The 14,121-nt window shown below is 72.5% G+C and carries 11 protein-coding genes; all 11 read left to right on the top strand.

Annotated elements, in window-relative coordinates; genetic code table 11:
• Nucleotide 1 precedes the first annotated feature (1 nt).
• The 11 genes from CHC09_RS00585 (at nucleotide 2) to CHC09_RS00535 (ending at nucleotide 14,092) form a co-directional block, all read left to right on the top strand.
• Nucleotides 2-2,320, top strand: coding sequence for a GcvT family protein (locus CHC09_RS00585; protein WP_089290952.1), 2,319 nt, complete (start codon nucleotides 2-4; stop codon nucleotides 2,318-2,320).
• A 2-nt stretch (nucleotides 2,321-2,322) separates the two neighbouring features.
• A complete protein-coding gene (gene solA / locus CHC09_RS00580; protein ID WP_089290951.1) occupies nucleotides 2,323-3,486 on the top strand; it encodes an N-methyl-L-tryptophan oxidase in 1,164 nt (387 codons plus the stop codon).
• 4 nt (nucleotides 3,487-3,490) lie between these two features.
• Nucleotides 3,491-4,603 carry an aromatic ring-hydroxylating oxygenase subunit alpha gene (locus tag CHC09_RS00575; RefSeq protein WP_089290950.1) on the top strand — a complete coding sequence of 371 codons (1,113 nt, stop codon included), beginning with the start codon at nucleotides 3,491-3,493 and terminating at the stop codon, nucleotides 4,601-4,603.
• 84 nt (nucleotides 4,604-4,687) lie between these two features.
• Nucleotides 4,688-5,461 carry an L-type lectin-domain containing protein gene (locus tag CHC09_RS00570; protein WP_089291775.1) on the top strand — a complete coding sequence of 258 codons (774 nt, stop codon included), beginning with the start codon at nucleotides 4,688-4,690 and terminating at the stop codon, nucleotides 5,459-5,461.
• A gap of 133 nt (nucleotides 5,462-5,594) precedes the next feature.
• Nucleotides 5,595-6,440, top strand: a complete 846-nt coding sequence (locus CHC09_RS00565; protein WP_089291774.1) for a glycosyltransferase family 2 protein — start codon at nucleotides 5,595-5,597, stop codon at nucleotides 6,438-6,440.
• A complete protein-coding gene (locus tag CHC09_RS00560; protein WP_089291773.1) occupies nucleotides 6,437-7,546 on the top strand; it encodes a glycosyltransferase family 4 protein in 1,110 nt (369 codons plus the stop codon). The genes CHC09_RS00565 and CHC09_RS00560 overlap by 4 nt, the downstream gene beginning before the upstream one ends.
• Nucleotides 7,543-9,534 carry a hypothetical protein gene (locus CHC09_RS00555; RefSeq protein ID WP_239138117.1) on the top strand — a complete coding sequence of 664 codons (1,992 nt, stop codon included), beginning with the start codon at nucleotides 7,543-7,545 and terminating at the stop codon, nucleotides 9,532-9,534. The genes CHC09_RS00560 and CHC09_RS00555 overlap by 4 nt, the downstream gene beginning before the upstream one ends.
• On the top strand, nucleotides 9,531-10,415 hold the full coding sequence (locus CHC09_RS00550) for a hypothetical protein (RefSeq protein ID WP_089290949.1): 885 nt from the start codon (nucleotides 9,531-9,533) through the stop codon (nucleotides 10,413-10,415). Before CHC09_RS00555 ends, CHC09_RS00550 begins: the two co-directional genes overlap by 4 nt.
• Complete coding sequence (locus tag CHC09_RS00545; protein ID WP_089290948.1) at nucleotides 10,409-11,683, top strand: lipopolysaccharide biosynthesis protein; 1,275 nt, start codon at nucleotides 10,409-10,411, stop codon at nucleotides 11,681-11,683. The genes CHC09_RS00550 and CHC09_RS00545 overlap by 7 nt, the downstream gene beginning before the upstream one ends.
• Nucleotides 11,680-12,921, top strand: a complete 1,242-nt coding sequence (locus CHC09_RS00540) for a glycosyltransferase family 4 protein (RefSeq protein WP_089290947.1) — start codon at nucleotides 11,680-11,682, stop codon at nucleotides 12,919-12,921. Before CHC09_RS00545 ends, CHC09_RS00540 begins: the two co-directional genes overlap by 4 nt.
• The gene (locus tag CHC09_RS00535) at nucleotides 12,899-14,092 is read left to right on the top strand and encodes a glycosyltransferase (protein ID WP_239138118.1); all 1,194 of its coding nucleotides are present in this window, start codon (nucleotides 12,899-12,901) and stop codon (nucleotides 14,090-14,092) included. Before CHC09_RS00540 ends, CHC09_RS00535 begins: the two co-directional genes overlap by 23 nt.
• Nucleotides 14,093-14,121: the final 29 nt, after the last annotated feature.

The following is a 14,121-nucleotide window of genomic DNA, read 5'->3' as shown; positions in this document are numbered from 1 at the left end:
GATGCCCGGACCGCGGGTCGTGATCATCGGGGCCGGCATCGTCGGCTGCGCCCTCGCGGACGAGCTGACCGCACGCGGCTGGACCGGCGTCACCGTGCTGGAGCGGGGCCCGCTCTTCGTCACCGGCGGGTCCAGCTCGCACGCCCCCGGACTGGTCTTCCAGACGAACCCGTCGCGGACCATGGCGCGGATGGCGCGGTACACCGTGGAGAAGTACCTGGAGCTGGAGTGTTTCCGGCAGGTCGGAAGCCTGGAGGTGGCGACGACGCCGGCGCGGCTGGCCGAGCTGCACCGGCGGTTCGGCTTCGGACAGTCGTGGGGGATCCCCTCGGCCGTGCTGGACCCGGCGGCCACCGCCACGCTGTTTCCGTTGCTGGACTCCGACCGGGTGCTCGGTGGGCTGCACGTGCCCGGTGACGGGCTGGCGTCGGCGGTGGCCGCCTGCGAGGCACAGGCCAGGCGGGCGACGGCCCGGGGCGCCCGGTTCATCGCGGACGCGGAAGTGGTCGAGATCCGGAGCGCCGGTGGGAAGGTCGCAGGGGTGCGGACCGTCGATGAGACGTACCCCTGCGACATCGTGGTCAGCTGCGCGGGTTTCTGGGGACCGCGGATCGGCGAACTCGCCGGAGTCACGATCCCGCTGCTTCCGATGGCGCACCAGTATGTCCGTACCGATGGGGTCGGCGCCCACGACGACCTCCCCATCCTCCGTCACCAGGATCGTGACCTCTATTTCCGGGCCCACGGCGAAGCCGTGGGCATCGGCTCCTACCTGCACGAACCCATGCCCGTCGAGCTCGCCGACCTGCCCGGCGGCGAGCACCCCTCGATGATGCCGTTCACCCCCGACACTTTCTCGGAGTCCTGGGACGCCGCCGTCGACCTGCTGCCGGCGCTCGGTCCGAAACGGATCGTCGACGGCTTCAACGGCGTCTTCTCGTTCACCGCCGACGGCTTCCCGCTGCTCGGCGAGGCCCGTGAGCTGTCCGGCTTCTGGACCGCCGAGGCGATCTGGGTGACCCACTCGGCCGGCGCGGCTCGTGCCGTCGCCGAGTGGATGGTCACCGGACGATCCTCACTCGACCTGCACGAATGCGACCTCAACCGGTTCGACCCGGCACAGCTGGCCCCGGCCTACGTATTCGAGAGGGCGATCCGTAGCTTCGCCGAGGTCTACGACATCGTCCACCCGCTGGACCCGCCGTCGGTGCGGAACCTGCGGGTCAGCCCGTTCCACGCCCGGCAGACCGAGCTCGGCGCGGTCTTCGGCGAGGCGGCGGCGACCGGGTGGGAACGCCCGCTCTGGTACGCCGCCAACCCGCCCCCACCCGCGCCGCGCGCCCGCGACGAATGGTCGTCCCGGCACTGGTCCCCGATCGCCGAGACCGAGGCCCGGATCACCCGCGAGCGCGTCGCGATGTACGACATGACCCCGCTCACCCGCCTTGAGGTCACCGGCCCGGTCTCCTTCCTCCAGGAGCTGACCAGCGGAGACGTGGACCGCAAGGTGGGCGGCGTGGTCTACACGACGCTGCTCGACCCGGCCGGGGGGATCCGCAGCGACATCACCGTCGCCCGCCTCGCCGAGAACCGCTTCCAGGTCGGCGCCAACGGACCGCTCGACCTGGACTGGCTGCTGCGGCGTGCCCCGGCCGGCGTCGAGATCCGGGACGTGACCGGCGGCACCTGCGGGATCGGCCTGTGGGGCCCACGGGCCCGGGACGTGGTCGCCCCGCTGACCGACATCGACGTCTCCCCGGGCGCGTTCCGCTACTTCCAGTGCCGCGAGGGTCACCTCGGTACGGTCCCGGTGACCATGCTCCGGCTCTCGTACGTCGGCGAGCTCGGCTGGGAGATCTACGCCCGGGCCGACCACGGCCTGCGGCTCTGGGACACGCTCTGGGCCGCGGGTCAGGAGCACGGGGTGATCGCGGCCGGTCGCGCCGCCTTCACCAGCCTGCGCCTGGAGAAGGGCTATCGGGCCTGGGGCATCGACATGACCAGCGAGGACGACCTGTACCAGGCGGGCCTGGCCACCGGTCCGGCACCGGACCGGCGACTGACCTGCCTGGTGCTCGCGGACGCCGGGGCGGTGCCGATGGGCCGGGAGCCCGTCTACGCCGACGGGGCCCCGGTCGGCCATGTGACCAGCGCGGCGTTCGGGCACACGATCGGCGCGCCGATCGCGTACGCCTGGTTACCGGCCGCTCTGACTGTTCCCGGCACGGAGCTGGAAATCGGATACTTCGACCGGAGGCTGTCCGCCACGGTGGCGACGGAGCCACTGTTCGATCCCGAACACCAGCGGTTGAGGAGCTGAGCATGCCCGCCTTCGATGTGATCGTTGTCGGACTCGGGGGCATGGGCAGTGCCACCGTCCACCAACTGGCCGCCCGCGGCCACCGGGTGCTCGGCCTGGAGAAGTACGGGCCGGGCCACGACCGCGGGGCGAGCCACGGCGGCTCGCGGATCATCCGGCAGTCGTACTTCGAGGGCCAGGAGTACGTCCCGCTGCTGCTGCGCTCCTACGAGCTGTTCGACCGGCTCGCCACGGACTCGGGCCGCGATGTGATCACCCTGACCGGCGGGGTGATGGCCGGCCGGCCGGAGAGCCGGACGGTGGCCGGGGCGCGGGCCAGCGCCGAGCGGTGGGGGCTGGAGCACGAGATGCTCGACGCCGCCGAGCTGCGCCGCCGGTTCCCGACCATGGCGCCGTGCCCGGACGAGGTGGCGCTCTTCGAGGCCAAGGCCGGTTTCGTCCGTCCCGAGCGGACCGTTCTGGCGCAGCTGGAGCTCGCCGCCCGGCACGACGCCGAGCTGCGCTTCCAGGAGCCGATGCGGGCGTGGGAGCCGGCCGGCGACGGGGTCCGGGTGATCACCGACGTCGCCACCTACACCGCCGGCCAGCTGGTGATCACGCCCGGCCCGTGGGCTCCGGAGCTGCTCGCCGACCTGGGCGTGCCGTTCGCGATCGAGCGGCAGGTGCAGCACTGGTTCCGGCCGCGCGGCGGGGTGGACGCCTGGCTGCCGGAGCGGCACCCGATCTACATCTGGGAGTACGACACCGACGGCTCCCAGGTCTACGGCTTCCCGGCGATCGACGGCTCGGCCGGTGGCGCCAAGATCGCCTTCTTCCGGCGGGGCACGCCCACCACCCCGGACACCCTGGACACCGCGGTGCATCCGGCCGAGATCGCGGAGATGGCCGCGGCGGCCGGCCGGGTGCTGCCGGACCTGCCCGGTGAGCATCTGCGCGGCGAGCCGTGCATGTACAGCACCACTCCGGACGAGCACTTCGTGATCAGTCGGCATCCCGAGCACGCTGCGGTGACCGTGGCCTGCGGGTTCTCCGGGCACGGGTTCAAGTTCGTCCCGGTGATCGGTGAGGTGGTCGCGGATCTGGCGACGACCGGCGCGACCGCGCACCCGATCGACCTCTTCGACCCACGCCGATTCAGCGGAGCGAAGCCGATCTTCCAGGAGTGAAACCATGACCTCGTCGCTGCTGCCCACCCTCCCCGGCCGCTACTACACCGACCCGTTGATCTTCGCTGCCGAGCAGGAGGCGATCTTCGAGCGGATGTGGTTCTGCGCCGTCCGGGGCTCCGACGTCGCCGAGCCGGGAAGGTTCCGCACGGTCACCGTCGGGCGGGAGAGCGTGCTGGTCACCCGGGGGCGGGACGGCGCGGCCCGGGCGTTCCTGAACGTCTGCCGGCACCGGGGCGCGCAACTGTGCGCCGAGGAGTCGGGCTCGGTCAAGCGCACCTTCCGCTGCGTCTACCACGCCTGGGCGTACGACCTGGACGGCACGCTGGTCGCCGCCCCCAACCTGGTCAGGATGCCGGACGTCGACCGCGTCGAGTACGGCCTGAGGAAGGTGCACGTCCGCGAATGGCTCGGCTACGTCTGGGTGTGCCTCGCGGCCGAGCCGCCCTCGTTCGAGGACGACGTCATGGGCGCCTGCGTCGAGCGTCTCGGCGATCTGGCCTCGATCGAGCGCTATCGTCTGCCCGAGCTGAGCCTGGGTCGCCGGATCCGCTACGACGTGCGGGCGAACTGGAAACTGATCATCGAGAACTTCATGGAGTGCTACCACTGCTCGACGATTCACCCGGAGCTGGTGCATGTGCTCCCGGAGTTCGCCGGGGGATACGCCGCCCAGTACTACGTCGGCCACGGCGCCGAGTTCGGGCCGGACGTCGCGGGCTTCACGGTGGACGGTGGCGCCGGTCAGGCCGCCATTGAGACGCTCGCCCCGGAGCAGGGCCGCCGCTACTTCGCGATCACCATCCGCCCGCAGGTCTTCGTCAATCTGGTGCCGGACCACGCGATCCTGCACCGGATGTACCCGCTCGCCGCCGACCACACGGTGGTCGAGTGTGACTGGCTGTTCCGGCCGGACGTGGTGGCCGGGGGCGCCGATCTGGACCCGTCGGTGGAACTCTTCGATCGGGTGAACAGGCAGGATTTCGACGCCTGCGAGCGCTGCCAGCCGGGAATGTCGTCGCGGGCGTATGCGGACGGCGGAGTGCTGGTTCCGAGCGAACACCACATCGCGGGCTTCCATCAGTGGGTCCGGGATCGGCTCGAAGGGAAGAAATAACCACAACTCGGTCACGCGGCTCCGGAGACTGCCCTAACTTAAGCCAGGTCTAAGTCGGGCAAATCGACTGAAATGGAGCATGTCGTGCATCTTTCCCGTACCTCAAGGTTGGCACGGGGCGGCCTGCTGGCCACCGCCGTGTTGTCGATGCTCGCCTCGGTGCATCCCGCGAGCGCGGCCGCCGCGCCCAGCGCTCAGCGCCAGAGCCACCCGATCACCGACGCCGGCGGGCGCAACCTGGCCCTCAACGGCACCGCCTCGCTGATCACCTGGAACACCGGGCGACGGCTCATCCAGCTCACCTCCGCCGGCTTCCAGCAGATGGGTTCGGCCTGGTCCACCGAACGCGTCGGATTGAACCGCTCGTTCGAGACGTCGTTCAAGGTGTACCTGCACTCGAGCAAGGACGGGGCGGACGGCATCGCGTTCCTGTTCCAGGGCGAAGGGCCGCGCGCGCTCGGTGGCTGGGGCGGCGGGCTCGGGCTCCGCGGCATCGCGAAGAGCGTGGCGGTCGCGTTCGACACGTACCAGAACACCGACGACCCGAACAGCAACCACCTGGCGGTGATCCTCAACGGAAACCCGGATCGGCACCTCGCGACCGCGACCCCGTCCATCCCGCTCTTCGGCAAGCCGTTCGTGGCCCGGATCAGCTACAACGCCGAGGAGCATCGGCTGCGGGTCTACGTTCGCGGGCTGTACCCGCGCGCGGCCGAGAAGTTGATGCTCGACGAGAGCGTCGACGTGGCTCAGACGACAGGTGCGCAGGAGGGCTGGGTCGGCTTCACCGGCTCCACCGGTGAACTGGTCTCCCGTCAGGACGTCTACGACTGGACGGTCGACGCGCCGAAGGCGTGACGGCCTGCCGGCGCCGCCGACGCGGCGCCGGCGGACCCTCCCGGGCCGGCGCCGTGCCGCCGGCTTTCGCGATGTGCACCCATGCGCCCGGCCCGCAGTGGCCGCCTCCACCCTGCCGATCGGAGACAAATCCATGCCCACGGTCGACCGTGTGCACCCCACCGAGACCGAGACCGGCACCGGACAGGCCGTCGTCGAGCCGCCGGTCCGACCGGAACCCGAACCCGAACCGATCGTGAGCGTCGTCGTGCCGGCGCTCAACGAGGCCCGAAACCTGCCGCACGTCTTCGCCCGGCTGCCCCAGGTGGACGAGTTGATCCTGGTCGACGGGGGCTCCACCGACGACACCGTGGCGGTCGCCAGACAACTGCGCCCGGACATCCGGGTCGTCACCCAGAACCGCCGGGGCAAGGGCAACGCCCTGGCCTGTGGCTTCGCCGCCTGCACCGGCGACATCATCGTGATGATCGACGCCGACGGGTCGACCGACCCGGGCGAGATCCCCAGCTTCGTCGCGGCGCTGCGCGAGGGGGCCGACTTCGCCAAGGGCTCGCGGTTCCGCGCGGGCGGCGGCAGCGCGGACATCACCCGGCTGCGACGGGCCGGGAACAGGATGCTCAGCCTCCTGGTCAACGTCCTCTTCGGAACGAGGTACAGCGACCTCTGCTACGGCTACAACGCGTTCTGGGCCTGCCACCTCGAGGTGTTCGACCTGGACAGCACGTCACCGGCGCCGCCCGGTGCGGACGGGCGGCTCTGGGGCGACGGCTTCGAGATCGAGACCCTGCTCAACCTGCGCGCGGCCCGGGCCCGGCTGGCCATCGAGGAGGTACCCAGCTTCGAGCACGACCGGATCCACGGGGTGAGCAACCTGAACGCGTTCACCGACGGCATCCGGGTGCTGCGCACCATCGCCCGGGAATGGCCGCGCGGCCGCCGGCGCGCGTCCCGGCAGGTCGCCGGACGGTCCACACGATGAGGATCGGCGTTGTCTCGAACGCCTACCACCCCGACATCGGCGGAGTCGAAACGCACGTGCGGCGGCTCTGCGCCGGGCTGGCCGCCGCCGGCGACGACGTCGAGGTGCTCACCCAGCACGCCGTCCGGTCCACCGAGACCGTGGACGGCGTGCTGGTCCGGCGCTTCCCGCTGACCGTTCCGGCCCGCGACTACCGAATCTCCCTGCCACTCTGGCGCTGGGTGCGCGAGCACGCCGAGGAGTACGACATTCTGCACACGCACAGCTATCACGCGCTGGTGTCGCTGGGCGCCACGCGCGGCCGGCACCGGACCCCGCTGGTCTTCACCCCGCACTACCACGGAACCGGACACACCCGGGTGCGCGCCGCGTTGCACCCGGTCTACCGGCCGCTCGGGCGACGGATCATGAGCCGGGCCGGCCGGATCGTCTGCGTCACCGGCGCCGAGCGCGACCTGGTGCTGCAGGACTTCCCCGAGACCGCGGGCCGGGTGGTGATCATTCCGAACGGGACCGACCCGCGCCCGGTCGTGCCCGGGAAACGATCCGGCGTACGCGGCATCCTCTGCGTCGGCCGGCTCGAGCACTACAAGCGGGTGGACCGGGTGATCCGGGCGGTGGCGTCGCTCGGCCCGGCGTACCGGCTCGACGTGGTCGGCGACGGACCGGCGGCCTCCTCGCTCAAGCAACTCGCCGGCCGTCTCGGGGTGGCCGGCCGGGTGGTCTTCCACGGCCGGATCGACGACGCCGCGTTCGCCGGGTGCCTGGCCAGGGCATCCGTGGCGGTCTCCGCCTCGACGCACGAGGCGTTCGGGATGACGATGGCCGACGCCCTCGCGGCCGGCATCCCCACCGTCGCCGCGCCGATCCCGGCCCACCGGGAACTGGCCGCGATGGCGGGCGGCTCGGCCTGGGTACGGCTGGTCGACCCGGAGGACGAGTCGGCCCTGGCCGACGCGCTGCGCGCCGCCGCCGCGGCCGGCCGGTCGGCCACCGCGGCACCACTGCCCACCTGGGACGACGTGGTCACGGCGACCCGCGAGGTGTACTCGGCGATCACCGGGATGCCGGCGCCGGGCACGGTCACGGGAGCGGGAGGCCGGTGAGCGCGGTAACCACCCGGCCGGTACCGGGATTCACCGGGTCACGGTTCGGCGACCCCCGCTCACGACGGGTCGAAGCCGTCCGGTGCGCGGTCACCCTGACCGTCACCGGGGCGGCCGGGACAGCGGCGATCGTGATCGCGTACCGGCGGGCCGAGTGGGGTCAGCCCGGGCAGTTCGGCTGGTTCTGGGCCGGGATGCTGCTGTTCACCCTGCCGGCGGCCTACTGGGCGGTGCGCCGCCATACCTCGTCCCGGCTCCGGCTGGCCGTGCTGATCGGCTACGGCGCCTTCACCTACCTGCCGAAGCTGCTGCGCCATCCGAGCGGCCCGCTCTACCACGACGAGTACGCCCACTGGGGCCAGAGCCACAGCATCCTGGTCGACGGCCGGCTCTTCGAGGCGAACTCGATCGTCCGGGTGATCGGCGACTTTCCCGGTCTGCACGCCTGCGTCGCGGCGATGGCCGCCATCACCGGGCTGAGCATCTGGCAGGCCGCGCTGCTGGTGCTCAGCACCGCGCACATCCTGCTCACCGTCGGCGTCGGGGTGCTCGCCGGTCAGCTGCGGCCGGACCCGCGGATCACCGCGGCCGCCGTCATCCTCTACAGCTTGAACAGCTCGTTCCTCTTCTTCGACACCCAGCTCGGCTACGAGTCGCTCGCCATCTGCGCCCTGGTCTGGGCGCTCGTCGCGGCGCTGGGCGCGATCCGGGCCACCACCGTGCCGGCGCGCGTCGGGTGGTCCGCGTCCACCCTGCTGCTGGCCGCCGCGATCACGGCCACCCACCATCTCACCGCGCTCTGGCTGACCGGCGCGCTCGGCCTGTTCGCGCTGGTCTTCACGATCCACTCGGTCGTCGTCCTGGAACTGACCACCCCGGCCCGGACCGCGTGGGCCCTCACCTCGGGCACCGCGCTGATCGTGGCCGTCTGGCTGGGGCTGGTCGCCCCGCACACCGGCAGCTATCTCGATCCGTATCTGGGGCGGGCACTGGACCAGTTCGGTGGGCTGGCCGGCGGCGACGACGGCGGCCGGGAGCTGTTCAGCAAGTCGGTCCTGCCCTGGTGGGAGCAGACCTCGGCATACCTCGCCCCGGGCGTCGCGCTGCTCGCGATGGTCGCCGCGACAATCCTGTGGTGGCGCCGCCGGCACACCGACGAGCCGGTCACCCACGCCGGCACCACCGGGATGCTGCTGATCGGCGCGCTGTACTTCCCGGCCACCATGCTGATCCTCACCCCGGCCGGGGCCGAGGGCGCCCGCCGCTCCTGGGCATTCAGCTACCTGGGCCTGGCGGTCGTGGTCGCGCCGGTGGTCGTGGCGTTGCTGGACGGCACCCGCCGGCTGCCCGCGAGGCCGACCGAGACCGGAACGGTGCTCACCGGCGCGGGCCTCGCCGCGGCCTGCGCGCTGCTGCTGGTCGGCAACAACGCGGCGGGGATGAACCCGTCGTACCGGTTCCCGGGGCCGCCGGTCTACGGCTCGGACACCCGGGCGGCAACGCCGGAGGTGCAGGCCGCCGCGCACTGGCTGCTGAAGACCCAGGGGCGCGGGATCCGGCTGGTCGCCGACCGCTACTCCGGCCTGATTCTTGGCTCGTACGGCGAGCAGCACCCGACCACCGGGTCGGCGACCTTTCCGGCGTACGACCTCTACCGCGCCCGCCCCGGCCGGCCGATCTCGCCCCAGTTGCTCGCCCAGCTGCGCGCGTGGCGGTTCGAGTTCCTCGTGGTGGACCGGCGGATGGCCGAGCAGGTGCCGGACATCAACATCTACTTCGAGACGAACGAGCCGCTCCGCCACGACGGGGTGCCGGCCTTCGACCGGGCGCAGCTCACCAAGTTCGACGTCATGCCCTGGCTGATCAAGATCTATGACGGCCCGAACCTGGCGATCTACCGCTTCGACTTCGACTCCCTGAGGATCCCGGTCCGCCCGGCCGATCCGGTCAAGCCGGCCCGGCACGACGTCCGGGTGAGGACGCGATGAAAACGATCTTCCGGCCGCTCGTGGTCGCGTACGCGAGCCTCTCGGTCCTGTTGCCGGCCGCCGCACTGCCGTGGCCGGTGCTGCTGCCGGCCTGCCTGTCGGCTCTGCTGGCGGTCGGCACGCTCTGGGTTCGCGTGCTGACCGGCAGCCCCGCCGAGTCCGGTGTCCGCCCCGCCCGGGCCGGCCTGGTCGTGCTGGCCGGGCTGCTCACCCTGCCGGCGGTAGCGCTGCTGCTGCACCCGTTCGGCGTGCCGGTCGCGCCGGTCCCACTGATCGCCGGGGTGGCCCTGCTGGCCACCCTGCTCGGCGTGGCCGGCCTGTTGCGGATCCACCGCGGCCGACGCGACGGTTGGGGAGAGCGCTACGACGAACCCGGCGTCCCGGCTCAGCGTCTCGCCGGGGCGGCGCCGGGTCGCGCGGAGAGCCGGGCGCAAGGCTCGGTCCGTACCGTCGCCGCGGTTCTCGTCCCGGTCGTCCTGTCCCTGCTGGTGGGTACTCTCGCGGTCCGTGCGGTGGAGCGTGGCCCGCACCCGGCCCTGCCCGGCTACCTGACCGTCGCGCTGGACGGCTGGGCCGCCGGCATCGCCCATCCGCTCACCGTTCCGGCCCGCGGCGTGTCCGTTCCGGTCCGGGTCACCAGCTCCGGCCTGCCGGTCAGCAGCCAGTTGCTGCGACTGCGGGTCGACGGCGCGGTGATCGCGAGCCGCCGGGAGACCGTGCGGCCCGGCATGGTCTACGGGCTCACCGTCCGTGTTCCGGCACCACCTCCGGACGGCTGCGTGCGTGCGGTCGGCGTCAGCGTTGGCGCCGCGAGCACGGTCTTCTACGTGCGATCCGCGGCGCGCCAGGGACCGCGGGCACGGGGGCGGGGCGCGTGCTGATCACCACGAGCCGGCGGGTGATGAGCGACTCGCTGGCCCGCAACAGCCTGCTGATCATGGCGACCACTGTGGTCAACGGCGGCCTCGGCTACCTGTACTGGATGCTCGCCGCCCGCACGGTCGCGCAGCCACAGGTCGGCACGGCCACCGCGCTGATCTCGGCGGCGACCGCGCTCAGCATGATCGCCAATCTGGGTGCCGGGCACATGTTCATCCAGCGGCTGCCCGGAGCCGCCCCGGACCTCTGGTCCCGGATCGTCGGCGGCGGCCTGTTCTACGGCTGTGCGGCCACCGCGGCCGCCGCGGCCGCCGGGGCGGTGCTGGTCCCGATGGCCGCGGCGAACTTCGGCTTCCTGGAACGCCCGGACGGAGCCGCCGCGCTGATCTGCGCGGCGACCGCGATCACCGCCACCACGCTGCTCGACAACGTGTACGTCGCGCACCGCGCCGGGCACGGGATGTTCGTACGCAACGTCGGTCTGGCCGCGGGGAAGATCCTCGCGCTCGTCGCGATCCTCGCCGCGGGGGCGCACTCCGCCGGCGCCGTCGTGCTCTCCTGGACCCTGCCGACGCTGCTGGTCAGCGCCGTGACCATCGGTGCCGGGCTGGGCCGGCTGCGGCCCGGCGTCCGGCTGCGCCTCACCGGACTCGGCGCCGAACTGCCGCACCTGCGGGTCGCGCTGACCGGCCATCACCTGATCAACCTGACCCAGGCCGGCCCGGCCGCGCTGCTGCCGGTGCTGGTCACCGCACGGCTCGGCCCAGGCGCCAACGCCCACTTCTACCTGGCCTGGATGACCGCGTCGATGCTGTTCATGGTCTCCCCGGCGGTCGCCTCGGCGCTCTACGCCGAACGCACCAACGCCGCCCGGGCCGGACTGCGCCGCGCCGCCCTCGTGGTGCTCTCGATGGTCGGCGTGCCGGCCGCGCTGCTGCTGGCCGCCGGCGACCGGATCCTCGCCATGTTCAGCGCCGGGTATGCCGCCGAGGGCGGACAGCTGCTGCAGATCCTGGTGCTGGCCGCGATCCCGGACGCGATCACCAACCTGGCCGTGGCGCACTGGCGATCGCGGGGCGAGTTCCAGCTCTGCCGCCGGCTCAACCTGGCGCGCGCCGTCACCTGCCTGGGCCTGACCTGGCTGCTGCTGCCCGGTGCCGGGGTGACCGGCGCGGGCATCGCCTGGCTGGCCGGCCAGGCCGTCGCCGCGCTGCTGGTCGGCGCGGTCGCACTGTCCCTGACCGCCGGCGAGAAGGCACCGATGACATGAGAATCCTCCAGCTGTCCAACCTGTACACCCCGGTCATCGGTGGCCTGGAGCGCAGCATCGCGACCAGCAGCGAGGAGCTGGTCCGGCGCGGGCACGAGGTCACCGTGCTCACCCTGGCGACACCCGCGTCACGGGCCCGGGACGAGACGATCAACGGGGTCCGCGTCCACCGGGTCCGCAGCGTCGCGAACACCGTGCTCCCGAGACTGAACTCGGATCCGGGCAAGCCCTTCCACCCGACCGCACCCGACCCGCTGACTGCCGCGGCGATCGCCCGGCTGCTCCGCGCCGAGCACTACGACGTGGTGCACAGCCACGACTGGCTGATGTACAGCTACCTGCCGCTGCGCCGGTCCCGCATCGGCCGGCCGCACGTGCACACCGCGCACGACTTCGGGCTGACCTGCGTTCGCAAGATCTTCGCTCGCAACGGCCGGCAGTGTTCCGGACCCAGCCTGCCCCGCTGTGTCAGCTGCGCCTCCGCCCAGTACGGCGGCCCCCGCTCGCTGCTGCTCACCGCCGGTCTGCACGCGCACCGGCATCGTGGCATCGACGCGCTCACCGCGATCTCCACCTCCGTGGCACAGGCCCTGGGAAAGGCCAACCTGCCCGGAGCCCTGCCGATCCAGGTGCTTTCCAGCCTGGTCCCCGACGGCCTGGACCGGCTGGCCCGGGACACCCCCCGGCCGGACTGGCTGCCCGACGGCGACTACCTGCTCTTCGTCGGCGCGCTCGGCCCGCACAAGGGCATCGGCGTGCTGTTCGACGCGTACCGGAAACTGGTCGCCGGCTGGACCGGGTCACGTCCGGTGCCGGCCCTGGTCTGCCTCGGCACCCGTCGCGACGACACCCCGGCGCCCCCGCCCGGCACGCTGATCCGTCACGACGTGCCGCACCCTCAGGTGATGGCGGCCTGGCGGGGCGCCGCCGCCGGGGCGGTGCCGTCGCTCAACGAGGGGATGGGCCAGGTCGCGGTCGAGGCGATGCTGGCCGGCGCGCCACTGGTCGCCTCGGCCGCCGGCGGGCTCACCGATGTCGTCCGGGACGGCGAGAGCGGCCTGCTGGTGCCGCCCGGTGACGTGGACGCGCTGCACGCCGCGCTGCTGCGGGTGCTCACCGACGACGAACTCGCCGCCCGGCTGCGTGCCGGGGGCCGGCAGCGCGGACTGGAGTTCACCGCGGCCCGTGTCGTCCCGCGGATCGAGGAGGTCTACCGTGCCTGCATCGCAGCCTGCTGACCGGGGCCCGGGGCGGCCGCGGATCGTGGTGGTCGGATCGGGGTGGCATTTCCTCTCCGGGATCAGCTACTACACCTGCCGCCTGAGCAACGCGCTGCACGAGCGCTACGACGTGAGCGCCATCCTGATGCGACGGCTGCTGCCGTCCCGCCTCTACCCCGGGCGGGACCGGGTCGGGCAGCCGCTCAGCGACCTCCGCTACGCCGAGGGCCTGCCGGTCTTCGACGGTGTGGACTGGTGGGGGGTGCCCAGCCTGGCGCGGGCGATCGCGTTCCTTCGGGCGCGGCGGCCGGACGTGCTGGTGTTGCAGTGGTGGACCGGGGCGGTGCTGCACTCGTACCTGGCGCTGGCGGTGGCCGCGCGGCGGCTCGGGATCCGGGTGGTGCTGGAGTTCCACGAGGTGCAGGACACCGGGGAACTGCGGCGGCGATGGGCGGCGCGGTACGTGCGCGGGGCGATCCGGCCGCTGCTGAACCGGACCGCGGGGGTGGTCGTGCACTCGGCCTTCGACCGGGACGTGCTCGCTTCGGCGTACGACCTGGGCGCGGTGCCGTCCGAGATCGCGTTGCACGGGCCGTTCGACCACCACGCCGCCCGCAGCGAGCGGGTGCCGGGGCCGGACGGGGTGTGCCGGCTGTTGTACTTCGGGACGATCCGGCCGTACAAGGGGCTGGAGGACCTGATCGAGGCGTTCGGGACGCTCGGACCGGAGTACCACCTGACCGTGGTCGGCGAGACCTGGGAGGGATGGACGCTGCCAGCCGCCCGCATCGAGGCGTCGCCCGCCCGTGAGCGCATCACCTTCGTCAACCGGTACGTGCCGGACAGCGAGGTGAACGCGTACTTCGCGGCGGCCGACGCGGTGGTGCTGCCGTACCGGCGCAGTTCGGCCAGCGGGCCGCTGCACATCGCGATGAGCCACGGCCTGCCCGTGGTGGTCACCTCGGTGGGCGGGCTGGTCGAGGCGGCCGGACCGTACTCGGGAACCGTCTTCGTCGCGCCGGGCGATCCGGCGGAACTCGCCGCGAGAATCGGCGAAGCCGCCGCCCTGACCGGCCGGCGGCACGCGGATCCGTCGTCCTGGGAGCGGACGGCCGAGGCCTACGCGCGCCTGTTCGAGCGGATCGGAATCGGTCAGACAACGTCCCTGTCGACACCCGGAGCGAGATGAGACCGGGCCGCGTCCCTGTCGTCGCCCGG

This window comes from Actinoplanes regularis (assembly GCF_900188005.1).
GTDB lineage: Bacteria > Actinomycetota > Actinomycetes > Mycobacteriales > Micromonosporaceae > Actinoplanes > Actinoplanes regularis.
This window is presented reverse-complemented; position numbering and strand designations above follow the sequence as displayed.